The organism is Bradyrhizobium viridifuturi, assembly GCF_001238275.1.
GTDB lineage: Bacteria > Pseudomonadota > Alphaproteobacteria > Rhizobiales > Xanthobacteraceae > Bradyrhizobium > Bradyrhizobium viridifuturi.
The window spans coordinates 98075-121201 of sequence record NZ_LGTB01000019.1 but is presented as its reverse complement, the minus strand read 5'-3'; the positions used below and the strand labels follow the sequence as shown (position 1 = coordinate 121201).

Here is a 23127-nt window from a genome sequence, read left to right as displayed (position 1 = left end):
GTCGCATACAGAAATTTAATTCACGCCCCCACTCCTTGCGCCACAAAGCCCATCCTACATCTCGGGCGCGCCGATTCGATCGACGCGATGGAGAACGCCATGACACCGCAAGAACGCCAATTGATCGACGATCTCTTCGACCGGCTCGCCAAGCTGGAGAATGCCCCGCGCGACAGCGAGGCCATGTCCGCGATCATGCAGGGCCTGCGCAACGCGCCGAATGCGGTCTACGCACTGGTGCAGACCGCGCTGGTGCAGGACGAGGCGCTGAAGCGCGCCCATGACCGGATCCAGGAGCTCGAGGCCGCGGCCGGCCAGCAGCAGCCAGCCCTGCAGCAAGGTGGTTTCCTCGATTCGATGCGCGATGCGATCTTCGGGCAGGGACAAGGCCAGCCGCACGGCTCGGTGCCGCCGGTGCGCGCGCCTGACATGGGCGCCGCCCGGTCTGGAACTCGGGCCAGGCGATGCAGCAGGCCGGCGGCTATGGCCAGCCCTACGGCCAGCCGCCGCAGCAATACGGACAACCGCAATTCGGCCAGCCCCCGGCTTTCGGCGGCGGCGCGCCCGGCGGCGGGGGCGGCTCGTTCCTCGGCACCGCGGCTGCGGCCGCGGCCGGCGTGGTCGGCGGCGGACTGCTGCTCTCCAGCATCCGCGGCATGATGGGCGGCGGCGGCCACCAGTCGCTGGCGGATGCCGGCAGCCTCACTGGCGGCTCGCGTCCCTGGGGCGGCGACCAGTCGTCGAGCGATCTCGCGCGTGACGCCGGGGTCAACGACATCGGCTCGAACCGCGACAGCGGCTCGCGCGCCGGCCTGTTCGACCAGGCCTCGAACAACAACAACGACGACAACTACAACACCGACCACGATTCCGACGGCTTCGACAATGACGACGACGGTTTCGACGGCGGCGGAGACAATGACAGCGATTATGCGTAAGCGCGTGCGCATCGCCTGAACGACAAACGGCCGCTCGGATCGAGCGGCCGTTTTTGATTCACGCGTTGGCCGTGATCACATCACGACGACCTTGGCGCCGACATTGACGCGGCCGTAGAGATCAATCACGTCCTCGTTGCGCATCCGGATGCAGCCGGACGAGACGTTGGTGCCGATCGTCCACGGCTCGTTGGAGCCGTGGATGCGATAGAGCGAGGAGCCGAGATACATCGCACGCGCCCCGAGCGGATTCTCCGGGCCGCCTTCCATGTGCCGCGGCAGATCGGGACGGCGCGCCAGCATTTCCGGCGGCGGCGTCCAGGCCGGCCACTCCTTCTTCGCCGAAATCGTCTTGGTGCCGGCCCAGGTGAAGCCGGGCCGCCCGACGCCGATGCCGTAGCGCAGCGCGCGGCCGTCGCCCTGCACCAGATAGAGGAATTTGTTCGGCGTATCGACGACGATGGTGCCGGCGCCTTCCTTGCCGTGATAGTCGACCAGCTGCTTTTCATATTGCGGATCGAACGGACGCTGCGTCGGATCGCCCGCCGCCTCTTGCTGCTGACGGATCATCTGCTGCTGCGGATCCATCGGCGGCAGCCCCTGGCGATTGCCGTAATAGGCCGGCTGCTGCTGATACATCGGCTGCGGCGCATAACCCTGCGACGACGGCGCATCGCCGAACAGGAATTCGATGAAGCCGCCGCCCATGTTGGAGCGTTGCGGCTGCACATAGGCGGTGCGCATCGGCGGCTGCGGCGCGCCCTGGTTGGCGTAGATCACGGTGGGCTCGGGCGGAGCGACGCGTCGATCGCCATGGCATGGTGGGGAACGGCAATAAGAGAAGACGCGCCGGCGAGCAGCGCAAGCGTGGTTTTCCTGAACATCGACGTACTCTGTACTGGTTTCGTCGTGACGTGATGCGCGAGGGCGCCGACTTGCGCCGTTGCACGTGGTCAATAAGCAATGAAAACCGCATCGGTTTGGTAAACGGATCGGCCGTTTCGATTCACCACGTCGGCAATGCGGCGCGGTTTTGCCCGGTAGCGTTTATTTTGCGTGAACGCCGCGGCAACATGGTTAATCGCCGGTAGCGCCGCGATTGCACGCACTCGGCGCAAACTGCTCCGGCGTGAACCTGACGTTAAATCCGCGCTGTCTAGAACGGACGGCAGTAAAGGGGCGGGAATGAAAATCATGTCAGTGAAGCGCAAGCGTTTTCGTGTCGAGCAGGCGATGGGTGAGGTGGTGATGCCGGAGCCGGAAGCGGCCGGCGGCGCCGACCTCGGTCCGATGCATCGCGAGATCATGGCCGAGCTTCGCTCGATCCGCGCCCAGATGGCCGCAACGCCGGCGCAGCGCAGCGGCGACAGCGTCGATGCCGCGGTCGCTCGCGAAGTCGCCGAGACCCACGCGCTGCTCGAGACCTACCGCGCACAGGTCGAACAGTGCGAGAAGCTCAAGGTCGAGCTCGACCTGATCCACGACGCGATCAGCCGCACCAAGCGCGAGATCGCCGTGCTGCACGGCAAGAGCTTCAACGGCGAGGAGATGGCCAAGGTCAATGGCGAGCTTGGCGCCGTGGTCGGCGGCACCGAACAGGCCACCCAGCAGATCCTCGAAGCGGTCGAGGCGATCGACCAGGCCGCGACCGCGCTCGCCAACAACGTCACGCCCGACCAGCAGAAGCGGCTCAGCGAAGACATTCAGGAGCGCGTGGTCTCGATCTTCGAGGCCTGCAACTTCCAGGACCTCACCGGCCAGCGCATCAGCAAGGTGATGCAGACGATGAAGTTCATCGAACAGCACATCAACGAGATGATGAACATCTGGGGCGGTGTCGACGCGATCAAGACCCACTCCCCGCCGATCGTTGACACCCGCGAGGGCGATGCCCGCCTGCTCAACGGCCCGAAGCTCGACGGCGACGCCGGCCACGCCTCGCAGGACGACATCGACGCGATGTTCAACTGAGATTTGTCGGATCCAAGACGGAAAACGCCGGCCCTTGAGCCGGCGTTTTCATTTTAGAGGGCACGGATCGACACGGCGCCGAGCCGTACATCATCCGCAACACCGCTTTCTTGCGCACGTGATCGGTACCGAAAACTTCATGTCCTTGACATAAGTCAACGGCATCGCGCCGCAAATCAGTCAAAGCTTCTGCTTCGACGACATCCAATCTGCTGGCAGATTCGCCGCAGAGGGGAAGCATATTGTCGCGCGAAGGAAATGATCATGCAGTTGCCGGAAGCCAGTATTGGGTGCCGGTCGCACGGGGCTTCCGGGTTCATTCCGATTGCCCACACAAGGTGTTTACGTTCACTCAGCACAAAGTTGAGAATACGCGGCGCGCTCATTCGACGCGCAGAGCTTCATGCTGAAACATGGCGCATGCTGTTCAGGCGCGCGATTGAGCTCCCAGTCAGACGAGCTTCACGCCGGCTTATCTCGGACTTGCAGCGCGAGGCTGTCTTTCGGGCCGCGGCGATCGGCGGCGGGTTCTTGCATTCGCTGATCGCGTGGGCCTTGTTGCCGAATCACTGATTGGGGCGGAGCCACTGGAGTACTCAAAGCTGGAGATCGAACATGACGCAAGGAATTGTGCGGAATACTGCAATTGCACTTTCGACGTTCGCCTGCGCGACACTGTTCTCCATCACCTGGTCCGAACAGAGCGGCGTTTCGGCGTCGGTCGAAAGCGCCCAGGCGCGTGTCGGCCGACCGCTGACGCCGATGAGCGCCGCAGGCGTTGCGCGTCGTCACACCCGGCGCGCCGCTTACGGATACGGCTACGGATATCGGCATTACGGGGTCGGTGCGGGCATCGCCGCCACGGCAGCGGTCGCTACGGCCGCAGCGACTGCGCCGGCCTATGCCGGCTGGGGCACAAACAATTGGACCAATGCATATGCCGCCCAGACCGATACCTATTTTGGCCAGCCTTACTATCCGGCCCGGGCCTATCACGGGGTTAGCCCGTACTACGGCTATACCGGATGGGCGGACTACAAGGCCGCGAATGGCATCGGCTGCGAGCCCGGCACGATGACAAAGATGTCTGACGGCAACATGTACGTCTGTCAGTGAAGTCGCTGCAAACATCACTGAATGAGGGAGGGCTCGGTGAGCCACCCTCATTCTTGGCAGGGCAAATCGACCTCACGGGCCGACGCACCGGCCGTTGATTTACGTCAACACCACCAATCTCATGGCTGGCCGATGATGGCTTGGACCGCATCTTAAGCGGCTCCAGAACCTTTCGGTTCGCGTGCGATGAGGGAGGATTGCCATGCGTGTGACGAACATTCTTTCGATCAAGGCTGCGACGTTTGCGGGAATTGCAGCCAGCCTCATGTTGGGGTTTGCAACCGTCGCGTTCACTCCGGCGCCGGCCAACGCCGTCGTTTATTGCACCTATGTCGGTTATCCGAGCGGCTGCGTGGCGCGGGCGGGTGTCGTGCTCAGGCCCCGTCCGGTGGCGCGCGCTGCAGTCCGGCATAACGCGGGCGGCAATATGAACGGCGGCGTCAATCGCGTCGGGGTGCGGCGGTAGGGCGATCGTTTGTGTGTCACGGTCTTGGTTGCAAACGGCAAGCCGGATTCGTGTCCCCGTCGTTCAGAGAGGTACAAAACCGTCGGGATCGGCGGTTTTATCTGATTGAGTCAAAGAACCCCTTTCCTTCTCCCTGGTGGAAGAAGGTGGCGCGGATGCAATCCGACCTCTCCCACAAGGGGAGAGGTGTACTGCCGATGCGGCTCCAGGATGAACGGAAGGACTAGCCTTGCCCTTACGCCCGCGGGGCGCAGCGGACGTAGACCATGTTGCCGTAGCGGGTGGCGGCGTCCTTGTCGACGAAGCGGGTGATCAGGACTCTTCCGTCGAACGAGATGATCTCGCGGTCCTGCTCGCCGGGCACCGGTCCGGGCGGGCCGATATAGTTCTTGCCGCTCGGGGAACCCTTCAGCCGCAGCTCCTGCGGGGTGGCCTGGTCGGCCAGATGCATGATGACGCCGCCGTTCTGGCCGGCGCCGATCACGTAAGGCTGCTTGCACTGGCCGCGCGCGGCCGCCTCGGTGCGGGCGCGGTCGGCGGGATTCTGGAACGAGGCGAGACCCCAGCGGCCGACGATCTCGTCGGGGCGGATCGACGCGGGCATTTCCGGGGCGACCCCCGGTTCGGAAGGCGCCGGCTCGGGGTTCGACGACAACGACGGCAGGCTCATGCTGCCGCACGCTCCCAAGAGTGTCGTCAGCGCCGAAACAGCCGCGAACCGTGCGACCAATCGCGCGTTGAGTGACATGATCATATGTATCCCCCGACTATGTCCCGGCCGCACCCGTCATGCAGCCAAGCGTAAAACTTAAGACGGAGCAATGACGTCTGACAAAATTACGTCATCGCTACGATTTGGTTTCTGGTCCACCATCCTATATTGGCCTCACCAAGGCCTTAACCCGTTTGCTTGACAGAAACAGCGCCAAGCCATATTTCCCGGCCCACAATTAGCACTCTTGCACCACGATTGCTAAATGCGCCGGGCGTCCTGCCCTGCGCCGACCGGGCCGGCATTCAACCCCGGTCTCGATGAACCGGACCTGAAACCGAGCCTCCAAGAGGACCTTAAGAGGGAACGTCATGGCTAAATCCACCTTCCGCCCCCTGCATGACCGCGTCGTGGTCAAGCGCATCGATGCCGAGGAGAAGTCCAAGGGCGGCATCATCATTCCGGACTCGGCCAAGGAGAAGCCGTCGCAGGGCGAGATCGTCGCCGTTGGCCCGGGTGGCCGCGACGAGGCCGGCAAGCTGATCCCGATCGACCTCAAGGTCGGCGACCGCGTGCTGTTCGGCAAGTGGTCGGGCACCGAGGTCAAGCTCGACAACCAGGAACTCCTGATCATGAAGGAGTCCGACATCATGGGCGTGCTGGCATAAGCCCACGGACTCCGAGGGCCGCCGCGCCCTCCCCTGTCATGCCCGGGGCAAAAGCGCGATCGCGCCGGACGACCCGGGCATCCATCACACTTCTAGAGAATCCTGCCAGGGCGATGGATCGCCGGGTCACGACGTACGAAGACGCACTTCGTGCTCCGACCCGGCGATGACGAGCATCAACCCAGCGGCAAGCAATTCACAGACACATTCCAGGAGTTCAAATCAATGGCTGCCAAGGACGTAAAATTCGCCGGAGACGCCCGCGATCGCATGCTGCGCGGTGTCGACGTGCTCGCCAACGCCGTGAAGGTGACGCTCGGCCCGAAGGGCCGCAACGTCGTGATCGAGAAGAGCTTCGGCGCGCCCCGCATCACCAAGGACGGCGTCACCGTCGCCAAGGAGATCGAGCTCGACGACAAGTTCGAGAACATGGGCGCGCAGATGCTGCGCGAGGTCGCTTCCAAGACCAACGACACCGCCGGTGACGGCACCACCACCGCGACCGTGCTGGCCCAGGCCATCGTCCGCGAGGGCGCCAAGTCGGTTGCCGCCGGCATGAACCCGATGGACCTCAAGCGCGGCATCGACACCGCGGTCGCCGCTGTCATCAAGGATATCGAGAAGCGCGCCAAGCCGGTCGCGTCCTCGTCGGAAGTCGCCCAGGTCGGCACCATCTCGGCCAATGGCGATGCCGCGATCGGCAAGATGATCGCGCAGGCGATGCAGAAGGTCGGCAACGAGGGCGTCATCACCGTCGAGGAGAACAAGTCGCTCGAGACCGAGGTCGACATCGTCGAGGGCATGAAGTTCGACCGCGGCTATCTCTCGCCCTACTTCATCACCAACGCCGAGAAGATGACCGCCGAGCTCGAGGATGCCTACATCCTGCTGCACGAGAAGAAGCTGTCCGGCCTGCAGTCGATGCTGCCGGTGCTGGAAGCCGTGGTGCAGTCCGGCCGTCCGCTGCTGATCCTCGCCGAGGACGTCGAGGGCGAGGCGCTGGCGACCCTGGTGGTCAACCGCCTGCGTGGCGGCCTCAAGGTCGCCGCCGTCAAGGCGCCGGGCTTCGGTGATCGCCGCAAGGCGATGCTGGAGGACATCGCGATCCTGACCGGCGGTCAGCTGATCTCCGACGACCTCGGCATGAAGCTCGAGAACGTCACGGTCAACATGCTCGGCCGCGCCGGCAAGATCGTGATCGACAAGGAGAACACCACGATCGTCAAGGGCGCCGGCAAGAAGAAGGACATCGACGCCCGCGTTGGCCAGATCAAGGCGCAGATCGAGGAAACCACCTCGGACTACGACCGTGAGAAGCTGCAGGAGCGCCTTGCCAAGCTCGCCGGCGGCGTTGCCGTGATCAAGGTCGGCGGTGCGACCGAGGTCGAGGTCAAGGAGAAGAAGGACCGTGTCGAGGACGCGCTGAACGCGACCCGCGCCGCGGTGCAGGAAGGCATCGTGCCCGGCGGCGGCGTCGCGCTGCTGCGCGCCAAGAAGGCGGTCGGCCGTCTCACCAACCCGAATGCCGACGTCCAGGCCGGCATCAACATCGTGCTCAAGGCGCTCGAGGCTCCGGTCCGCCAGATCTCGGAGAACGCCGGTGTCGAGGGCTCGATCGTGGTCGGCAAGATCCTCGAGAACAAGTCGGAGACCTTCGGCTTCGACGCCCAGACCGAGGACTATGTCGACATGGTCGACAAGGGCATCATCGACCCCGCCAAGGTGGTGCGCACCGCGCTGCAGGACGCGTCCTCGGTGGCCGGCCTGCTGGTGACCACCGAAGCCATGGTCGCCGAAGTGCCGAAGGACGCGGCGCCGGCGATGCCGGGCGGCGGCATGGGTGGAATGGGCGGCATGGGCGGCTTCTAAGCCCCCGCTGCACCTCCGCATCGACATCGAAGGCCGCCTCCGGGCGGCCTTCTTTTTTTGCGATTTGCTTACGATGCAGTTGTAGGGATCATCCGATGTCCCGCGACGCCAAATCACTGACGACAACGCTGGCACTGTTCTACGCGATCGGCGCGGTGCTCGCATTGGGCGCCTATGTCCAAGACGACGGCGATGACTTAGCGGTCATCGTGACATTCTGGTTCAAGCAGACGGTGACGTTTGTCGTTCTCGGCGCGGGCTATGGCCTTTATTGCGTCATTTCCGGTTCGATCGGTCACCGTCCAAAAGCGCCGCTGCGATTTCTGGACATCGCCTTCCTGACCGGGGTCGCCACGCTCGCTGTTCTCATGGCGATCCACGGTTGAGCGATCTTTGACGCAGCCGTAGCAACCATCAAGTCACGATGGTTGCTACTTGATGTTGCCGCGCTCTAGGCGACGCAGATGTCCGGCACCGCGACCTTCTGGAACAGATGCGGCGATGCCAGCGCCGAGGCGGGATAGGCCGACAGCTTGGCCCTGAACTCCGGGTTCATGAACGCGGCACGGAAGGCAGCGGTGGATTCCCACACCGCGTAATTCAGATAGGCCGGGCTGTCGCCGAGCGCGCGGTGCAGCTGGGTCGAGATGAACCCGGGCAGCCGCTTCATGATGGCGGCGTCGTCCTGCCAAGCCCTGAGGAAGGTGTCCTCGTCGGCCGCATCAAGCGTGAAGAGGTTGACGAGCACGACGTTGGTGGCCTCGACCGCGAGCTGGCGGTCGATCGGGAATGCGGGGTCCAGGGGGCGCATATGCGGCATGGCTTGCTCCGTTGATATGGTGCTATGATGTCATTTCGATCTGATGGATACATATCTATTTGACATTATGATGTCAATATACCCCTATGGTGACAAATGCCCCAGACCAAGCGAACGCCGGCGGGTGAAGCCCTGAGCGGCCTGATCCTCGACCTGTTCAGGCTCAACAGCCTGCTGTTCACATCAGGGGACCGGCTGGTGGCGGGGCTCGGGCTGACCAGCGCCCGCTGGCAGATCCTCGGCGCCATCGTCACCGCCGAGCGCCCGCAACCGGTGGCGTGGCTGGCGCGCGACCTCGGCGCCGCCCGGCAGAACGTGCAGCGGATCGTCAACGACCTCGAAAGGGACGGGCTCGTCACATTCGAGACCAATCCGCATCATCGCCGCGCCCAGCTCGTGGTGCTGACCGACAAGGGCCGGCAAGCCTTCGACGCGGCGATGCGCCTGCAACTGCCCTGGGTGAACCGCCTTTCCGACGGACTGTCCGTAAAGGACATCGAAACCGTGGGCCGCGTCGTGACGACGCTGCGCGGCAGGCTGGAGAACGGTGAGGAACCTGGCGAGCGCGCATGACGCACAACCCGTCTCCATTCGTCCTGCCCGCCGTCCTGCGGACGGCCGTGTGCGGCCAGGACAGTGCCGGAAGTCACTTCGTTCCAGGTGCGGCAGCCGCCGTCACGCGGCCTTCTTTTTTGCGCAATGACACGGAGGTTTGCTAGTTACGACGGAACCGATTCTGCCCTTCGAGGACTTATCGTATGCGCGCGCTCCCGCTCCTGCTGCTCGGTCTTGCCGTCGCCTCGGCGCCTGCTCTCGCCCAGATGAAGCTGCAAACGAAGCCGGCAGCCGGTGGCGGCCCCGAGACGCGCTATTTCACCGCGATCGACGGCCTGATGGACGGCAATGCCGACGTCGTGCTGAAGGAAACCCGCCAGGGCAAGACCGTGACCGCGGCCGTGCTCGATGTCTGCTATCCCGCCGACAGGAGCTCCGACCGCAAGGATCGCTTCGTCGCCAACCTCACCGTCAACGGCCAGACGCTCTCCGGCAGCACCCAGAGCGTCGCCGACAAGCAGCCGGTCACGATCAAGCTGAACCGCAAGCAGACCGGCGACAGCTTTGAGTTCCGCGGCCAGATCACGATCGGCCAGACCGTGACCGAGGTCGCCTCGACGGATAATTCCGATCTCAGCGAGAAGGAATTCCAGGACAACCAGGCCACCGAGGACGGCATCACGCCGCAGCCGAAGGACTTCACCGACGTCTCGCCGGAATCGATCGGCGTGCGGGTGAAGCTCGATGCGGCATCCGACTTCCTCAAGAGCCTGAAGGGCGAGGCCGTCGAGATCGGCACCTCCAGCCTGTCGGTGACCTGCGATGCGATGCGCTCCGGCGAGCAGACCATCAATCTCACCGTCGACCCCGAGCGCGCCGGCGCGCTGCTCGCCAAGGCGAAGGCGGCGCCCGGCGTCACGGCGGCCGGCTGGACCAGCGGCGTAGTCGAGATGGACCGCACCATCCGCTTCGCCGCCGCCGACTGGCGCGACGGCGACAAGATCAACAAGGACAAGCTCGCAACCGCGATCGCGGGCGTGCTGGCGAAGACGCTTGCCGCAAAGCCCGCCTCCGCGACCTGGAATGCGAACACCGGCAAGCTCAAGCTGGTGCTGAAGCGCCCCAGCGCGGTCTACCCTGCGCTCGGCCTCACCCAGAACTACGAGGTCACTGCCCTCGTCTCGCCCGACAGGCCCGGCGGCTCCGACAAACTGATGCTGTGGGTGTCGAGCCCCACCGTCTCGACATCGGACGACAGCGCCGGCGCCAAGCTGAATCTGTCCGACGATTCCAGCAGCGACGAGGAAGGCAGCGAAGCCAGGGACGACAACGGCGCGATCGACGCGCTGCTCAAGGAGTTCAAGGGCCAGCGCTGGGATGCCGACAAGTCAGTGTGGCGCTGATCCACCCGCTTCCCGATTGCTCGACGGGGTTCGGGAAGCAGCGCCAAACGCCATATCGACACAGCGGAATTTCTCCTGAGGTCTGACAGCACATCCGATCCGGAATCGGGTGGTCCGACACACGTCTCAAATTGCCTAATGCGCGCATCGAGAAAGCGCCGGTCGCGATACCGGCAACGCGCGAATGGAGACGAAGAGATGTCAGAGGAAAACAAGAACGTCGTCGGCCGGTGGTTCAAGGAATTCTGGGGCAATCCCTGGAATCCGCGCATCATCAACGAGCTCGCGACGGCCGACATTGTCGTGCACTACCCGATGCACGAACCGAAGAAGGGCCGCGCCGCGGTGACCAAGTTCATGACCGAGTTTCGCGAGGCGTTTCCGGATCTCAACTTCTGGGGCGTCGGCGATCTCGTCGCGGAAGGCGACCTCGTCGTCGGCCGTTGGGAAGGCGGCGGCACCCACACCGGACCCGCGTTCAGCGACTTCCGCCTCGGCTCGCTGCCCGCGGCGTCCGGCCGCAAGATGACGTTCGCCGGCACGACCGTGCTGCGCGTGCAGGACGGACGGATCGCCGAGGAGCTCGGACAGGAAGATGCGATCACCGCGATGCTTCAGCTCGGTCTCATTCGCCTGCCCGAGCAGAGTGGCTACGTGGGTTGAAACGACGCCTCGTCGATCAAACACGCTCCAACGCTACTGGCCGGCATCGCATCTCCGGGTGCGGTGCCGGCCCAGTCTATCCAGATATTCCGCGTCAGGCTGGAAAGATCAGGCACGTCGTCGTGCCATGCGCGAGCAGCCGTCCCTTCGTGTCGGTGACCCTGCCTTCGGCGGTGCCGATGCGGCGGCCGCAATTGAGCACGTGGCCCTCGGCGCGGATCGGGCCGGTGTCCGGCGTGATCGGACGCACCAGCGAGATCTTGAATTCGAGCGTGGTCTGGCTGGTGCCGGCGTCGAGCGTCGACTGCACGGCAAGCCCCATGCAGCTGTCGAGCAGCGTCGCGGTGAGGCCGCCATGCACGGTGCCGGCCGGATTGAGATGCGCGTCGGTCGGCAGCAGCGTGACGACGACGCGGCCGCGCTCGGCCTCGGTGACGTCATAGCCGAGGGTCCGCGCGATGGTGTTGAGCGGCAAGGCGCCAGAGGCGAGCCCCTGGACGAAGTCGAGGCCGCTCATCTGCTGCTTCTCTTCCGCACTGACAGTGCCGTAGCTTTTCGTCATTTGCTGGCCTCCGTTGAGGTCTATTGCATCGTGACGGCCGGCCGCCGCTTTCGTCGCAACGAGAAGGGAGAACGACCGTATAGTTTTGCAAACGCGGCGTTCATGCGCCGCGCGCTCGAGAAGCCTGCGCGCTGCGCCACCACAGACAGCGGAGCATCGCTGCCGTCGATCAGCCGCTTGGCGCGCTGCACGCGCAGCGAGAGCGCGACCTGCAACGGCGAGGCATCGAGATGCGCGGCAAACAGCCGCGACAGATGCCGCGCGCCGATGCCGAGCCGATCGGCCAATGCGTCGACATTGCCGCGGTCGAGTGCGCCATCCTCGATCAGCGCCAGTGCGCGCTCGACGGTCGTCCTGGTGCCCTTCCATGCTGGACAGAACGGCGCCGCCTCCGGGCGACAGCGCAGGCAGGGCCGGAAGCCGGCGCGCTCGGCGGAGGCGGCGCTGCCATAGAAGCGCACATTGCGGGCGAGCGGCGTGCGCGCGCGGCACACCGGGCGGCAATACACGCCCGTGGTCTTGACCGCGACGAACACGACACCGTCCCAGGCCGGGTCGTGGCGTTGAAAGGCTGCATATTGTGCGGCGAAGTCGAGCATGCGACCGCTATAGCCGTGCCCGCACGCCGAAACGACCCGGTTTGCGGAGACGACGTCCGGAAACGACCACTGCGCGACGAGATCAGAGGCGCCTGGTCAGGAACAGGCTGAGCGGATCGGGCGCGTAGCCGGCGAACGGCGGGCATTCCTGATAGCCGGCGGCGCGATAGAGCCCGATCGCCTCCACCTGAAGGATACCGGTCTCCAGGCTGATACGCGCGATCTGCCGGCGCCGCGCCGCGTCTTCCAGCGCCTCGAGCAGGCGGCGGCCGAGCCCGTGGCCGCGCGCATCGGCCCGCACGAACATCCGCTTCATCTCGGCATGACCGGGCGCGATGAGACGGAAGGCGATCGACCCGATCGCCTCGCCGTCGCGGCGCGCGACCAGGAAGACCGTGTCCGGGGCGGCGAGCGTCTCGGCGGCGGCGAGGTGATTGCTGTCGGGTGGATACAGCGCCTGCATGTAGGCGTCCGACAGGTCGATCAGCCGCCGCACTTCCGGCTGCCGCGGGTCTTCGGGAGCGATGCTGATTCGAGGCGCTTGCATCTTGGGCCGCAGTGCTGGGGCGCAGTTGCGATTGTCGGCCGCCCTCGCCATCCCGTCAATTTACGGGGCCTGCGACCAAAAGACTTCGTGCCGCCGCAGTTCGGTCACCGAAAATTAAGGCTCGATTTAGTTTCGAGGATCATCCTTTACGTCACCGAACACAGGTCACGCCATGCAAGACCGCGAGCCGATCAATCCTGAGAGCATCTGGCCGTCAGATGCGACGGAGGGTCATTCGCCGGCGCAGACGGCGGACCTCTGGGATGTCTCAAACGAGAATCACGACGCCGCGCTGCTGCTGCGGGAGCCGTTTGCCGACCGCGTCGGCACCGCGCTGCTGGCTGCCACCGCGCTCGCCGCAAGCTTCGTGCTGGGTTGGGCCGGCGGCGCCAACTGGCACGACTTCACAAGCCCCGCGCCGGTCCCGGTGGCCCAGAAGGAAGCGCCGGCCCCGCACGTTGCGGAGGCGCCGCCGAGCCGAAAGAGCGAACCGCGCCGGACCGCGTCCAATGCCGAGCCATCGGTCACCGGCAGCATTCCGAAGACCCTCCCCGCCAATCCGCGCCCGCAAGTGCTGGGGGCCGCGCCGACGACGCTCGGCGCGCAAGCCGCCATGCTCGGATCGAAGCCGCAGCTTTCAACGGGACCGGAGACGCGGCCGAGCACGATTCCCGGATGGTCGGTGGTCGAGGTCCGCGACGGCACCGCCGTGCTCGAGGGGCCGGAGGGCGTCAAGATGGCCGCGCGCGGCGACGTCGTCCCGGGCCTCGGGCGGGTCGATTCCATCGTGCGCTGGGGCAATCGCTGGATCGTCGCTACCGCAAGCGGATTGGTTGCAACGCCTTAAGCAGCCGGCTAACGCCGCCGCTCTTTGTTTGACGCGAACGCGAACCGGCGTCCGCCTCGCTCGAAAACGCTGTCAGTTGCTGTTGATCACGAAGCGCAGCTGCTTGCTGCCGATGAACGTGACCTGATCACCCTGCCGCCGCCAGCTCGTCATGTCGCCGAGCGCCCCCAGCAGATCCTTGTCGGCTTGCGCACGGTCCGGCGTGCAGGTGCGGTTCTCCATCGCGCCGGGAACGAAGACGATGGTGTTGCCGGCAACCGAGAACTGACCCTTGCCGCCATCGCACCACAGCTCGAGGATCACCTCGCCATTGTCACCGACCTCGATCGAAGGGATCCGCTTGGAGCCCGGCATGCGTGCGGCATCGAGCGTCATCACGAAGCCGAACGGGAATTCTTCCTGCGCCTTGGCCGGAACCCCGGCAAGAGCCGCAACAGCTAGCACCAACGCGGCCGCGCCGCCGTTCAGAATCCGCTTCATCGACATCATTCCCACCAATTGCGACGCCGCCCTTCTATGGGACGAGGCTGCGATTGGCCAGCTTGGCCGCGCCAGAAAACCGCTTGAAAAGCAAAATCCCCGCGGGCTCGCACCCGCGGGGATCCTGGTTTGGGCGACGCCTCGCCTCGTTATTTCAAGACCATTGCGGTGAACGGGTAGACATAGGCCTGCAGGGTCACAAACAGACCGACCAAGCATGCCAGCACGATCGAATGCAGGAACACGTAGCGCAGGATCGAGCCCTCGTGGCCGTACCAGTTGGTCGCGGTCGAGGCGACCACGATCGATTGCGCGTCGATCATCTTGCCCATCACGCCGCCCGACGAGTTCGCCGCCGCCATCAGGATCGGCGAGAGGCCGAGCTGCTCGGAGGTGATCTTCTGCAGATTGCCGAACAGGATGTTGGACGAGGTGTCCGATCCGGTCAGCGCCACGCCGAGCCAGCCAAGCAGTGTGCCGAAGAACGGGTAGAGCACGCCGGTCGCGGCGAAGGCGAGGCCGAGCGTGGCATCGACGCCGGACAGCCTGGTCAGCGTGCCGATCGCCAGCATCGCCGAGATCGTGATCAGCGAGATCGCGCAGAGGCGGATGGTGCGGCCATATTCGGCGATCAGCTTGAGCGGCGAGAAGCCCATCAACAGACCCGAGATGATCGCGGCGATCAGCAAGCCGGTGCCGGTGAACGACAAATAGGTGAAGCCGAACACCGCGCCTTCCGCCGTCGGCTTGGGCACCACCGGCGGCACCTTGAAGATCAGCTTGTCGAGATCAGGGACCGGATAGTTCCAGACGAAGTTCGCATTGGCCCAGGCCTTGAAGGCGCCGTTGCCCCAGATCAGCATCAGGATGCAGACGATGATCCACGGCAGCAGCGCGCTCCACAACTCGCTTTGGGTCAGCGGCGTCTTGTCGAGCGGCGGGGTGGAGGCCATCGTCGCCGCCGATTCATCGCGGCCGCGCAGTTTCGGCGACAGCCAGAGATGCTCCGGCTGCCAGACCTTCAGGAACAGGATCAGCGCGCCCATCGAGATCAGCGAGGCGCCGATGTCGACGATCCAGGGATTGATGTAGTTCGAGATCACGAATTGCGGGACCGCAAACGACACGCCGGTGACCAGGATCGCCGGCCACACTTCCTTCATGCCGCGCCAGCCCGCGAACGCCCACACCACCCAGAACGGCACGATCAGCGAGAACAGCGGCAGCTGGCGGCCGACCATGGCGCCGAGGATGTAGGGATCGAGCCCGGTGACCGAGGCGAGGCCCTGGATCGGCGTGCCCAGCGCACCGAACGCGACCGGGGCGGTGTTGGCGATCAGCGACAGGCCGGAGGCTGCGAGCGGCGAGAAGCCGAGCCCGATCAGCACCGCGCCAGTGATCGCGACCGGCGTGCCGAACCCCGACGCGCCCTCGAAGAAGGCGCCGAACGAGAACGCGATCAGCAAGAGCTGCAACCGGCGATCCTCGGTGACGCCGCCGACCGCGCGCTTGAGCAGCTCGAACTTCCCGCATCTCACCGTGACCTGGTAGAGGAAGATGACGTTGAGCACGATCCAGCCGATCGGGAAGAACCCGGTGACGATGCCGAGGATCGACGCGCGGATCGACATGCCGGCCGGCATCGTGAAGACAAAGATGGTGATCAGGTTGGTCACGATCACGGCGATGATGGCGGCGATATGCGCCTTCACCCTGCCGCTCGCGATCAGGACCAGCAGCGTGACCACGGGAACGGCAGCGGCGATCGTCGACAGCCCCGCATTGCCGAGCGGATTGTAGATTTGATTCCAGGTGTTCATCTCGGGATCCTTCCCACATTTTTTGTGCAGCGCGCCGGCATCGGTGCGGCAGGCGCGCTGGCGCGATTGCGGGAGTCCGTCGGAAAAGTCTGTAGCCCCGGCTCGCGAATGAACGATCGGTAAGGATCGCTCACATCCTCGCGAAAAATCGAAGGTCCCCCGCCCCTCGCCGTTGTCGTCATGCTAGGGTTGACTCGATCGCCGGGACAAGCCAACGCTTGCATGCCAGACCTACGACTTTAGTCGAGGATCGCTCTGATTGTCCCGATTCTTCAGGCCTTTGCGGCCCCTTCCCCGGAGACGATAATCTGTGAAAAACATTCGCTCGACGCTCGCGACGGTGTGGCGCATCGCCTCGCCCTACTTCAACTCCGATGACAAATGGGCAGGCCGGGGACTGTTGGCCGCGGTCATCGTGATCGAGCTTGCCAGCGTCTTTCTCACCGTGCTGTTCAACCGCTGGAACAATGTTTTCTACAATGCGCTGCAGGAGCGCGATCAGGCGGTCTTCACCTATCAGATCGGCTATTTCTGCGTGCTCGCGGCGTTCTGGATCGCCCTGAAAGTCTACCAGCTCTACCTCAATCAATGGCTGCAGATCCGCTGGCGGCGCTGGATGACCACGCGTTATCTCGGCGGCTGGCTGCACGATGCCAACCACTACCGCATGCAGTTGCTCGGCGATGCCGCCGACAACCCGGACCAGCGTATCGCCGACGACACCCAGCGCTTCGTCGAGCAGACCCTGACGCTCGGGATCGGACTGTTGAGCTCCGTGGTCACGCTTGCGTCCTTCGTGGTGATCCTGTGGGGCCTTTCCAATCAGGCGCCGCTGCATCTGTTCGGCAACGACATCGCGTTTCCCGGCTATCTGGTCTGGGGCGCCCTGATCTACGCGATCCTCGGCACAACCTTGACCCATCTGATCGGCCGCCCGCTGGTCGACCTCAACTTCCGGCAGCAACGGTTCGAGGCCGATTTCCGCTTCAACCTGGTGCGGACCCGCGAGAACGCCGAGCAGATCGCGCTGCTCGAGGGTGAGCCGGCCGAGCGCACGCGGTTGCTCGATCGTTTCGGATTCGTGGTCGGGAACTGGCTCGACATCATGCAGCGAACCAAGAAGCTGACCGCCTTCACCGCGACCTATTCGCAAGCCGCCGTGATCTTCCCCTACGTGCTGATCGCGCCGGCCTATTTCGCCAACAAGATCCAGCTCGGCGGCATGATGCAGACCGCGTCTGCCTTCAGCAGCGTGCAGGATTCACTGTCCTTCTTCATCACGGCCTACCGGACACTGGCCGAATGGCAATCGGTGGTCGCACGACTTGACGGCTTCGAGAGCTCGATCCGCAGCGGCGATGCGCTCGCACGGCGGCAGGACATCATCCGCGTCAAGCCCGCCGGCGACAGCGGCATCGAACTCGACGATCTCGTGGTCACCCTGCCCGACGGCAAGCCGTTGCTGGCGGCTGACGGCTTCAGCCTTCCCGGCAACGCACGCACCCTGGTCACCGGCCCTTCGGGCGCCGGCAAGTCGACGCTGTTTCGCGCCATCGCCGGCATCTGGCCGTTCGGCAAGGGCGCGATCAATGTCCCGGCCAACGCCAGCCTGATGATGCTGCCGCAGCGTCCCTATCTGCCGATCGGGTCGCTGCATGAAGCCGTGGTCTATCCGGGTGAGGCTGCGAAATTCGACACGGGGCGGGTGCGCGAGGTCCTCACCGCCGTCGGACTGCCGCAGCTCGCGGCGCGGCTCGGGGAAGAGGCGCACTGGAACCGGATGTTGTCGCTCGGCGAGCAGCAGCGGCTCGGCATCGCCCGGGCGCTGCTGCATGCACCGCAATTCCTGTTCCTGGACGAGGCGACCGCCTCGCTCGACGAGCCGTCGGAAGCCGCGCTCTACCGACTCATCGCCGAGAGGCTGCCCGGCACTACGGTGGTGTCGATCGGCCATCGCTCGACGCTCGATGCCTTCCACCAGCGCAACGTCGCGCTGGTCCGCGACGGCGAGCGCTTCACCTTGCGCGACAGGGTCGAGGCTCCCGCGTCATAGGCGAGCGGATCTGGCTGCGAATCCGTTACGCGCCATCAATTCGGACTGTCCCCAGCCCCCTCTCCCGCTTGCGGGGGAGGATTTGGGTGGGGGCTCTCTCCGCCAGTCGCATTGTGGAGAGAGCTCCCACCCGGATCGCATGTTCGATGCGATCCGACCTCCCCCCGCAAGCGGGAGTGGTGCAGCCAGAGTGCCGCCCCAAGCCAATCGTCGTCAGCACAATTGTCCAAGCAAAAGGGGCGGCAGATTGCTCTGCCGCCCCTTTGATCCTCGGAAGAGGAAATTACTTCAGGCTGGATGCCGCCGTCAGGTCGACCGAAAGCTTGGCGATGCCGGCCGCGCCGCACCAGTTGGAGCCGGTGCCGAGCGGGTTGATCGGGGTGACGTTGGTGGTTCCGCCTGCGGTGAAGTCGCTGGTGAAGGCGCTGCAATTGCCCTTCGACAGATCCGTGTCGGAGTAGCGCAGATCGAGCGTGAACACCTTGTAAGTGAAGCCGATGCCGATGTTCCAGGTGTTGTAATCGGCGTACTTGATGCCGTTCGGGAACGCCGGAACGCCGTAGAAGCTGTCCGAGGTGCCGAGCCACTGCCGGCCGAACTCACCCGACACATACATGCCGACGCCGCTGGTGCCGAACACAGTGCTCGGGGCGGTGTACTTGCCGATGATCGAGGAGTAGTTGCCCCAGGCGCCGGTGTTGAGGAAGTTCGGCGAGTAGTACTCGTTCAGGGTGAACGCCCAGTTGTCGTTGATGGTGTAGGTCACCTTGCCGTAGACTTCGAAGAACGAGACGTCCTTCTTCATCACGTTCGTTCGGCAGGAAGTTGGCGGCGCACTGCGGGCTGAGCGGGTTGCCGGCGGTGTCGGCGGCGGCGCCGAAGTAGCAGGTTCCACCCGGATACAGGTAGCCCCAGACACCGATGTCGAAGGCGAAGGCGCCGAAGGTCGGGCGGATACCGCCGTAGACGTCGACTTCCGCTGCAGCGCGGTTGGCGAAGGAGATGCTTTCGGTCGAGGTGCCGATGTAGAGCTGCAGGTCCTTGTTGACGTTGTAGCGCGGCTCAAAATAGGCGGTGACCGACGGATTGTGGTTGGACTGGGTGACACCACGGAAGATGTAGTCGTTCATGATGCCTGCGCCGAAGGCGATGTCCCAGGGATCGAACGGAGCCGGCGGCGGCGCCTTGACGGCCTTCACCGCCATGTCAGCTGCCATCGCCGAGCTCGAAATCATTGCTAGCGCCGTTGCTAACAAGGCCAGTTTCTTCATGACGATCCCCATCTACTTTTCCAAACAGCCCAGCTCCGGTGGCCCCCCAGGGCGCGCGATAACGGACTGCAACTAAATCGAGTGGGATCAATTTGAATTGCGTGCACGGTACCGTGAAGCCAAAAAGACATGCAGCTGCCGCCTTTTTAGGCGTTCTAGCCATTACGCCGCATGTTGGTCGACGGGTGTTGCATTTGCACCACAAGATTGACGCTCCCGTAGCGGTGGAGCCGGGCACCCGACGTGGGCGGCGAGCAACAACTGGCCTTGTGCGAAAGTGCCGAGGCGAATCGCCGTGCCCGTAAAACCACGGGCTGTGTGCTGAGACGGAAAAAGCCGCAGCGGCGTCCGCTGCGGCTTCGATCAGGTGAACCGGTACAGGTTCGGTCAGTGGTGCTCGCCGTCGGAGGTGCCCCAGCTCGGCGCCGACTCGTGGCTCGGCGTGGCCCAGCTCGGGGCCGGCTGCGGCGCAGGCTCGGGCGCCGGGGGAGCTGCGACCGGGGCAGCCGGCTTCGGCGCGGCGGCCTTCTTCGGAGCGCTCTTCTTGGCAGCTTTCTTCGCAGCCTTCTTGGGCGCGGCCTTCTTGGGAGCAGCCTTCTTTGCGGCTTTCTTGGCAGTCTTCTTTGCAGCCTTCTTGGCTGACTTCTTGGCTGACTTCTTTGCAGATTTCTTCGCGGCCTTCTTGGCCGACTTCTTTGCCGACTTCTTGGCCGCTACCGCCTTCTTGGCCTTTTTGGCCTTCTTGCTTTTCTTCGCCTTCTTCGACTTCGCCATCGTGGTCCTCCTGTTGCCGCTATGTGAGTCCACCGGGCGTATTGAAGTGATCGCTTGCCGGACAGCAGCTGCCTCGGGAGAGGCATCCTCCACCTCGCTTGTCGGGCATGATGGCCGCGCGATGCTTCGCGTCTGTGGCAGGGAAGCGCCGGTCCTTCACATTGCTTCAGACACAGCGCGTCAGAGACGTTGCGTCAGGGCAAGGCTGAGGTCCGGATCATGCTCGAGTGGCAGTCGATCAATTCAATCCTGGCCGGGGACCTCCTGTCGCCCAATCGAGAAGCTCAATCGTGTGCACCACAGGAACTGACGTACCGCCGGCAATCTGAACCATGCACCCAATATTGCCCGCGGCAATCATGTCCGGTTTGACAAGCGCAATATTGGCGACCTTGCGATCGCGCAATCTGCTCGCAATGTCGGGCTGGAGAATGTTGTAGGTCCCCGCCGAACCGCAACACAAATGGCTCTCAGGCACATCTTTCACCACGAATCCATTCTTGGAAAGCAATTCTTTCGGAAGTTGAGTGATTTTCTGTCCATGCTGCAACGAACACGCCGAGTGATAGGCGACGGTGACGTCGCCTTTCTGCGTTGAAGGCGCGAGCTCGAGGCCAGCGAGATACTCGGTGATATCCTTCGCCAGCGCCGAGATTCGCTGCGCCGGCTCCGCGAATGTTTTGTCCTCGCGCAGCAGGTAACCGTAGTCTTTGACAACTGTCCCACAGCCCGAGGTCGTCACCAGAATGGCGTCCAGCCCGTTCTGGTTCGCTTCCCTTTGCCACACCGTGATGTTGGCCCGCGCGCGCGCCAGCGCGTCGGCGTCCTGTCCCATGTGATGGGTCAACGCGCCGCAGCATTGCTCGTCCCTGACCAGCACCACCTCGACGCCGTGCCGGGTCAGCACGTTGATGGCGGCCTGATTGATCCGCGGCGCCAGCACCTGCTGGGCGCAGCCCTGCAGCAGCGCGACCCTGCCGCGCCGCCGGCCGATCGGTGCAAACACGGTTCCCGCTGCCGGTCCCGGCTGCGGCAGGCCGCGCGGCGCGAGCGCCAGCATCGCCTTGATCCGCCGCAGCAGGCCGGGGCTCGCCGCGCCGACCGACGGCGTCGGAAGCAGAGCTGCGAACGGCCGGGCGAGCCCGGCCAGGATCATGCTGGTCCGGAACAGGCCGGGACGCGGCAGCACGAAAGCGAGCACCGACCGCAACAGCCGCTCGGTCAGCGGCCGCTGATAGTCGCGCTCGATCCTGACCCGGGCCTGGTCGACGAGGTGCATGTAGTTCACGCCCGACGGACAGGTGGTCATGCAGGCGAGGCACGACAGGCAGCGGTCGATATGCTTGACCACCTCAGCCGTCGGCGGCTTGTCTTTCTCCAGCATCTCCTTGATCAGGTAGATGCGGCCGCGCGGGCTATCGAGCTCGTCGCCGAGCAGCACATAGGTCGGGCAGGTCGCGGTGCAGAAGCCGCAATGCACGCAGGCGCGCAGGATCTTGTCGGCTTCCTGGATGTCGGGATCGGCAAGCTGCGCCAGGGTAAACTCGGTCTTCATGCAGCCCCGCCTCTAAAGCGCGATGAGATGAGGTAGAATCGTCATCGCGCTTCAGCTCCTTGTTTGGGCATGATCTCCGCGCAAACGCGTTCCGCGTTTGTCGCGAGGGAAAACCGCTTCGCACTTTTCCGGATCATGTCTTGTTTCCACATGATCTTTCCGGAAAACCGCTTCGCACTTTTCCGGATCATGTCTTGGTCATCCGGCCGCGGTTGAGGACCGACCGCGGATCGAAGCTCGCCCGCACCCGCTCGCCGAGCGCGGCAAGCCCGGCCGGTTGCGGCTGGAACACGTCGACCGCACGGCGCACGTCCTCGGTGGCCCGGATCAGGGTGGCGTGCCCGCCGATCGCCTCGACCTGACCGCGGACCAGGGATGCCTGCGCGTCTGCGCTCGGCGGCACCGCGGCCCAGATCAGCCCGCCGCCCCAGTCATAGATGACGTCGCCGCCGGTTGAGCGCGCCAGCGCCTGCCCCAGCACACCGCCCGAAGCCGGCGGGCATACGATGCGCCACACCGGCCAGGCCCCGAGCGCACCGTTCGCGGCGAACGGCGCCACGTCGCGCAGCGCGCTCCAGATCGCAACCGAGGCGTCGTCAGCAAGGCTGTCGACCGCTCCATAGGACGAAAGTGTCCGGCTCAGCGACGCGGCCCGGTGTGCCGCCGATGCCGATATCCCCTCGAGCCGGACCAGGGTGACCGGCTGGCCGGAGGCCGCGAGTCCGGCGAGCGCCCCGGTGGCGGACCGCAGCACTGAGCCGGGCAGGTGCGCCGCGCCCGAGACGTCGAAGGGCGAGCCCAGCGCCGCCGTCATCGCCTTGTTGGCGGTGACGTCGTCGAGGGAGCGCAGCACCAGCGTGCGTTCCGCTTCCGGCTTCGGCATGACCTTGAGCGTCACCTCGGTCATGACCGCGAGCGTGCCCCAGGACCCGGTCAGCAGCTTGCAGAGGTCGTAGCCGGTGACGTTCTTCACCACCCGCCCGCCGGTCTTGAAGCTGTCGCCGAACCCGGACACGGCGTGGGCGCCGAGCAGATGATCCCTGACGCCACCGGCCTTGATGCGGCGCGGACCGGCAAGGCCGGCGCCGATCATGCCGCCGATCGTGCCGGCGCCCGCGCTGCCAAGCAGCACGGAGGTATCCATCGGCTCGAAGGCGAATTGCTGGTTCTTGGCGTCGATCAGGGATTGCACGTCGGCGAGCGGCGCGCCGGCCTCGACGGTGATGATCAGCTCGTTCGGCTCGTAGGACGTGACCGCATTGAGGACCGAGACGTCGAGAACCGCATTGGTCGCCATCGGATGGCCGATGGCGCGCTTCGATCCATGGCCGATGACCTCGAGCGGCTGCTCGCTGGCGATAGCCGCGCGCACCACATCTTCGACGTCCTTGCTGTCTCTGACTTTGAGCGTTTCCACCCGCTAGGCGGTAACGAAATT

At 64.7% G+C, this 23127-nt stretch carries 24 protein-coding genes and 2 pseudogenes; 14 read left to right on the top strand and 12 right to left on the bottom strand.

Features of this window, described 5'->3' with window-relative positions:
- Positions 1-87: 87 nt before the first annotated feature.
- Positions 88-660, top strand: a complete 573-nt coding sequence (locus tag ALC15_RS47930; protein ID WP_430649178.1) for a DUF2076 domain-containing protein — start codon at positions 88-90, stop codon at positions 658-660.
- Positions 657-938: a hypothetical protein gene (locus ALC15_RS47925; RefSeq protein ID WP_430649179.1), complete on the top strand. Its 282-nt coding sequence runs from the start codon at positions 657-659 to the stop codon at positions 936-938. The genes ALC15_RS47930 and ALC15_RS47925 overlap by 4 nt, the downstream gene beginning before the upstream one ends.
- 75 nt (positions 939-1013) lie before the next feature.
- Here the strand turns inward: ALC15_RS47925 and ALC15_RS18885 are convergent.
- Positions 1014-1822, bottom strand: a pseudogene (locus ALC15_RS18885) (L,D-transpeptidase).
- On the opposite strand from ALC15_RS18885, the gene ALC15_RS44570 reads away from it, so the two are divergent.
- The 4 genes from ALC15_RS44570 (at position 1757) to ALC15_RS18870 (ending at position 4491) form a co-directional block, all read left to right on the top strand.
- Positions 1757-2029, top strand: coding sequence for a hypothetical protein (locus ALC15_RS44570; RefSeq protein ID WP_162240495.1), 273 nt, complete (start codon positions 1757-1759; stop codon positions 2027-2029). The pseudogene ALC15_RS18885 and the gene ALC15_RS44570 sit on opposite strands and share 66 nt — an antisense overlap.
- A 103-nt stretch (positions 2030-2132) precedes the next feature.
- On the top strand, positions 2133-2909 hold the full coding sequence (locus ALC15_RS18880) for a protein phosphatase CheZ (RefSeq protein ID WP_050628571.1): 777 nt from the start codon (positions 2133-2135) through the stop codon (positions 2907-2909).
- Positions 2910-3524: 615 nt separating this feature from the next.
- Positions 3525-4025 (top strand): hypothetical protein, encoded by a 501-nt coding sequence (locus tag ALC15_RS46300; RefSeq protein ID WP_244486146.1) that lies wholly within the window; start codon positions 3525-3527, stop codon positions 4023-4025.
- A 202-nt stretch (positions 4026-4227) separates the two neighbouring features.
- Positions 4228-4491 carry a hypothetical protein gene (locus ALC15_RS18870; RefSeq protein ID WP_050628533.1) on the top strand — a complete coding sequence of 88 codons (264 nt, stop codon included), beginning with the start codon at positions 4228-4230 and terminating at the stop codon, positions 4489-4491.
- A gap of 235 nt (positions 4492-4726) precedes the next feature.
- On the opposite strand, the gene ALC15_RS18865 is transcribed toward ALC15_RS18870, so the two are convergent.
- On the bottom strand, positions 4727-5245 hold the full coding sequence (locus tag ALC15_RS18865) for a hypothetical protein (protein WP_050628532.1): 519 nt from the start codon (positions 5243-5245) through the stop codon (positions 4727-4729).
- Positions 5246-5574: 329 nt separating this feature from the next.
- On the opposite strand from ALC15_RS18865, the gene ALC15_RS18860 reads away from it, so the two are divergent.
- The 3 genes from ALC15_RS18860 to ALC15_RS18850 all read left to right on the top strand — a co-directional run bounded on the left by ALC15_RS18860 (position 5575) and on the right by ALC15_RS18850 (position 8126).
- Positions 5575-5871, top strand: coding sequence for a co-chaperone GroES (locus tag ALC15_RS18860; RefSeq protein WP_018269780.1), 297 nt, complete (start codon positions 5575-5577; stop codon positions 5869-5871).
- Positions 5872-6096: 225 nt separating this feature from the next.
- The gene (gene groL, locus ALC15_RS18855; RefSeq protein ID WP_050628570.1) at positions 6097-7740 is read left to right on the top strand and encodes a chaperonin GroEL; all 1644 of its coding nucleotides are present in this window, start codon (positions 6097-6099) and stop codon (positions 7738-7740) included.
- Between the two features lie 95 nt (positions 7741-7835).
- Positions 7836-8126 carry a hypothetical protein gene (locus ALC15_RS18850; protein WP_050628531.1) on the top strand — a complete coding sequence of 97 codons (291 nt, stop codon included), beginning with the start codon at positions 7836-7838 and terminating at the stop codon, positions 8124-8126.
- Between the two features lie 65 nt (positions 8127-8191).
- On the opposite strand, the gene ALC15_RS18845 is transcribed toward ALC15_RS18850, so the two are convergent.
- A complete protein-coding gene (locus ALC15_RS18845) occupies positions 8192-8560 on the bottom strand; it encodes an antibiotic biosynthesis monooxygenase family protein (protein ID WP_050628530.1) in 369 nt (122 codons plus the stop codon).
- A gap of 96 nt (positions 8561-8656) precedes the next feature.
- Here ALC15_RS18845 and ALC15_RS18840 point away from each other — a divergent pair, with 96 nt between their 5' ends.
- The 3 genes from ALC15_RS18840 (at position 8657) to ALC15_RS18830 (ending at position 11181) form a co-directional block, all read left to right on the top strand.
- Positions 8657-9133: a MarR family winged helix-turn-helix transcriptional regulator gene (locus tag ALC15_RS18840; RefSeq protein WP_050628529.1), complete on the top strand. Its 477-nt coding sequence runs from the start codon at positions 8657-8659 to the stop codon at positions 9131-9133.
- Between the two features lie 185 nt (positions 9134-9318).
- On the top strand, positions 9319-10518 hold the full coding sequence (locus ALC15_RS18835; RefSeq protein WP_050628528.1) for a hypothetical protein: 1200 nt from the start codon (positions 9319-9321) through the stop codon (positions 10516-10518).
- A 198-nt stretch (positions 10519-10716) separates the two neighbouring features.
- Positions 10717-11181 (top strand): ester cyclase, encoded by a 465-nt coding sequence (locus ALC15_RS18830; RefSeq protein WP_050628527.1) that lies wholly within the window; start codon positions 10717-10719, stop codon positions 11179-11181.
- Positions 11182-11275: 94 nt separating this feature from the next.
- Here ALC15_RS18830 and ALC15_RS18825 read toward each other — a convergent pair whose 3' ends face one another.
- The 3 genes from ALC15_RS18825 to ALC15_RS18815 form a co-directional block, all read right to left on the bottom strand.
- Positions 11276-11743 carry a PaaI family thioesterase gene (locus ALC15_RS18825; protein WP_050628526.1) on the bottom strand — a complete coding sequence of 156 codons (468 nt, stop codon included), beginning with the start codon at positions 11741-11743 and terminating at the stop codon, positions 11276-11278.
- Positions 11744-11763: 20 nt separating this feature from the next.
- Entirely contained in the window at positions 11764-12342 is a 579-nt protein-coding gene (locus ALC15_RS18820) for a bifunctional transcriptional activator/DNA repair enzyme AdaA (RefSeq protein WP_050628525.1), read from the bottom strand.
- Positions 12343-12424: 82 nt separating this feature from the next.
- Positions 12425-12940 carry a GNAT family N-acetyltransferase gene (locus ALC15_RS18815; RefSeq protein WP_430649177.1) on the bottom strand — a complete coding sequence of 172 codons (516 nt, stop codon included), beginning with the start codon at positions 12938-12940 and terminating at the stop codon, positions 12425-12427.
- A gap of 121 nt (positions 12941-13061) precedes the next feature.
- Between ALC15_RS18815 and ALC15_RS18810 the strand changes: the two genes are divergently transcribed.
- Positions 13062-13736: a hypothetical protein gene (locus ALC15_RS18810; protein ID WP_050628524.1), complete on the top strand. Its 675-nt coding sequence runs from the start codon at positions 13062-13064 to the stop codon at positions 13734-13736.
- A 72-nt stretch (positions 13737-13808) separates the two neighbouring features.
- Here the strand turns inward: ALC15_RS18810 and ALC15_RS18805 are convergent, their stop codons facing one another.
- Together ALC15_RS18805 and ALC15_RS18800 are read right to left on the bottom strand one after the other, a co-directional pair.
- Entirely contained in the window at positions 13809-14225 is a 417-nt protein-coding gene (locus tag ALC15_RS18805; protein WP_050628523.1) for an META domain-containing protein, read from the bottom strand.
- 140 nt (positions 14226-14365) lie between these two features.
- The gene (locus tag ALC15_RS18800; RefSeq protein WP_050628522.1) at positions 14366-16036 is read right to left on the bottom strand and encodes an L-lactate permease; all 1671 of its coding nucleotides are present in this window, start codon (positions 16034-16036) and stop codon (positions 14366-14368) included.
- 310 nt (positions 16037-16346) lie between these two features.
- On the opposite strand from ALC15_RS18800, the gene ALC15_RS18795 reads away from it, so the two are divergent.
- Positions 16347-18089 carry an ABC transporter ATP-binding protein/permease gene (locus ALC15_RS18795; RefSeq protein WP_050628521.1) on the top strand — a complete coding sequence of 581 codons (1743 nt, stop codon included), beginning with the start codon at positions 16347-16349 and terminating at the stop codon, positions 18087-18089.
- 283 nt (positions 18090-18372) lie between these two features.
- Here the strand turns inward: ALC15_RS18795 and ALC15_RS18790 are convergent.
- From ALC15_RS18790 to ALC15_RS18775, 4 genes and pseudogenes are all read right to left on the bottom strand, one after another.
- Positions 18373-19360, bottom strand: a pseudogene (locus ALC15_RS18790) (TorF family putative porin).
- Between the two features lie 387 nt (positions 19361-19747).
- Positions 19748-20134: a hypothetical protein gene (locus ALC15_RS18785; RefSeq protein WP_050628520.1), complete on the bottom strand. Its 387-nt coding sequence runs from the start codon at positions 20132-20134 to the stop codon at positions 19748-19750.
- A gap of 238 nt (positions 20135-20372) precedes the next feature.
- The gene (gene glcF / locus ALC15_RS18780; protein ID WP_050628519.1) at positions 20373-21689 is read right to left on the bottom strand and encodes a glycolate oxidase subunit GlcF; all 1317 of its coding nucleotides are present in this window, start codon (positions 21687-21689) and stop codon (positions 20373-20375) included.
- Between the two features lie 187 nt (positions 21690-21876).
- Complete coding sequence (locus ALC15_RS18775) at positions 21877-23106, bottom strand: FAD-binding protein (RefSeq protein ID WP_050628518.1); 1230 nt, start codon at positions 23104-23106, stop codon at positions 21877-21879.
- Between the last annotated feature and the right edge of the window lie 21 nt (positions 23107-23127).

Coding starts and splice junctions, on each gene's coding strand:
- ALC15_RS47930 (WP_430649178.1), top strand. CDS start 88: ATGGAGAACGCCATGACACCGCAAGAACGCCAATTGATCGACGATCTC.
- ALC15_RS47925 (WP_430649179.1), top strand. CDS start 657: ATGATGGGCGGCGGCGGCCACCAGTCGCTGGCGGATGCCGGCAGCCTC.
- ALC15_RS44570 (WP_162240495.1), top strand. CDS start 1,757: ATGGTGGGGAACGGCAATAAGAGAAGACGCGCCGGCGAGCAGCGCAAG.
- ALC15_RS18880 (WP_050628571.1), top strand. CDS start 2,133: ATGTCAGTGAAGCGCAAGCGTTTTCGTGTCGAGCAGGCGATGGGTGAG.
- ALC15_RS46300 (WP_244486146.1), top strand. CDS start 3,525: ATGACGCAAGGAATTGTGCGGAATACTGCAATTGCACTTTCGACGTTC.
- ALC15_RS18870 (WP_050628533.1), top strand. CDS start 4,228: ATGCGTGTGACGAACATTCTTTCGATCAAGGCTGCGACGTTTGCGGGA.
- ALC15_RS18865 (WP_050628532.1), bottom strand. CDS start 5,245: ATGATCATGTCACTCAACGCGCGATTGGTCGCACGGTTCGCGGCTGTT.
- ALC15_RS18860 (WP_018269780.1), top strand. CDS start 5,575: ATGGCTAAATCCACCTTCCGCCCCCTGCATGACCGCGTCGTGGTCAAG.
- groL (WP_050628570.1), top strand. CDS start 6,097: ATGGCTGCCAAGGACGTAAAATTCGCCGGAGACGCCCGCGATCGCATG.
- ALC15_RS18850 (WP_050628531.1), top strand. CDS start 7,836: ATGTCCCGCGACGCCAAATCACTGACGACAACGCTGGCACTGTTCTAC.
- ALC15_RS18845 (WP_050628530.1), bottom strand. CDS start 8,560: ATGCCGCATATGCGCCCCCTGGACCCCGCATTCCCGATCGACCGCCAG.
- ALC15_RS18840 (WP_050628529.1), top strand. CDS start 8,657: ATGCCCCAGACCAAGCGAACGCCGGCGGGTGAAGCCCTGAGCGGCCTG.
- ALC15_RS18835 (WP_050628528.1), top strand. CDS start 9,319: ATGCGCGCGCTCCCGCTCCTGCTGCTCGGTCTTGCCGTCGCCTCGGCG.
- ALC15_RS18830 (WP_050628527.1), top strand. CDS start 10,717: ATGTCAGAGGAAAACAAGAACGTCGTCGGCCGGTGGTTCAAGGAATTC.
- ALC15_RS18825 (WP_050628526.1), bottom strand. CDS start 11,743: ATGACGAAAAGCTACGGCACTGTCAGTGCGGAAGAGAAGCAGCAGATG.
- ALC15_RS18820 (WP_050628525.1), bottom strand. CDS start 12,342: ATGCTCGACTTCGCCGCACAATATGCAGCCTTTCAACGCCACGACCCG.
- ALC15_RS18815 (WP_430649177.1), bottom strand. CDS start 12,940: ATGGCGAGGGCGGCCGACAATCGCAACTGCGCCCCAGCACTGCGGCCC.
- ALC15_RS18810 (WP_050628524.1), top strand. CDS start 13,062: ATGCAAGACCGCGAGCCGATCAATCCTGAGAGCATCTGGCCGTCAGAT.
- ALC15_RS18805 (WP_050628523.1), bottom strand. CDS start 14,225: ATGATGTCGATGAAGCGGATTCTGAACGGCGGCGCGGCCGCGTTGGTG.
- ALC15_RS18800 (WP_050628522.1), bottom strand. CDS start 16,036: ATGAACACCTGGAATCAAATCTACAATCCGCTCGGCAATGCGGGGCTG.
- ALC15_RS18785 (WP_050628520.1), bottom strand. CDS start 20,134: ATGGCGAAGTCGAAGAAGGCGAAGAAAAGCAAGAAGGCCAAAAAGGCC.
- glcF (WP_050628519.1), bottom strand. CDS start 21,689: ATGAAGACCGAGTTTACCCTGGCGCAGCTTGCCGATCCCGACATCCAG.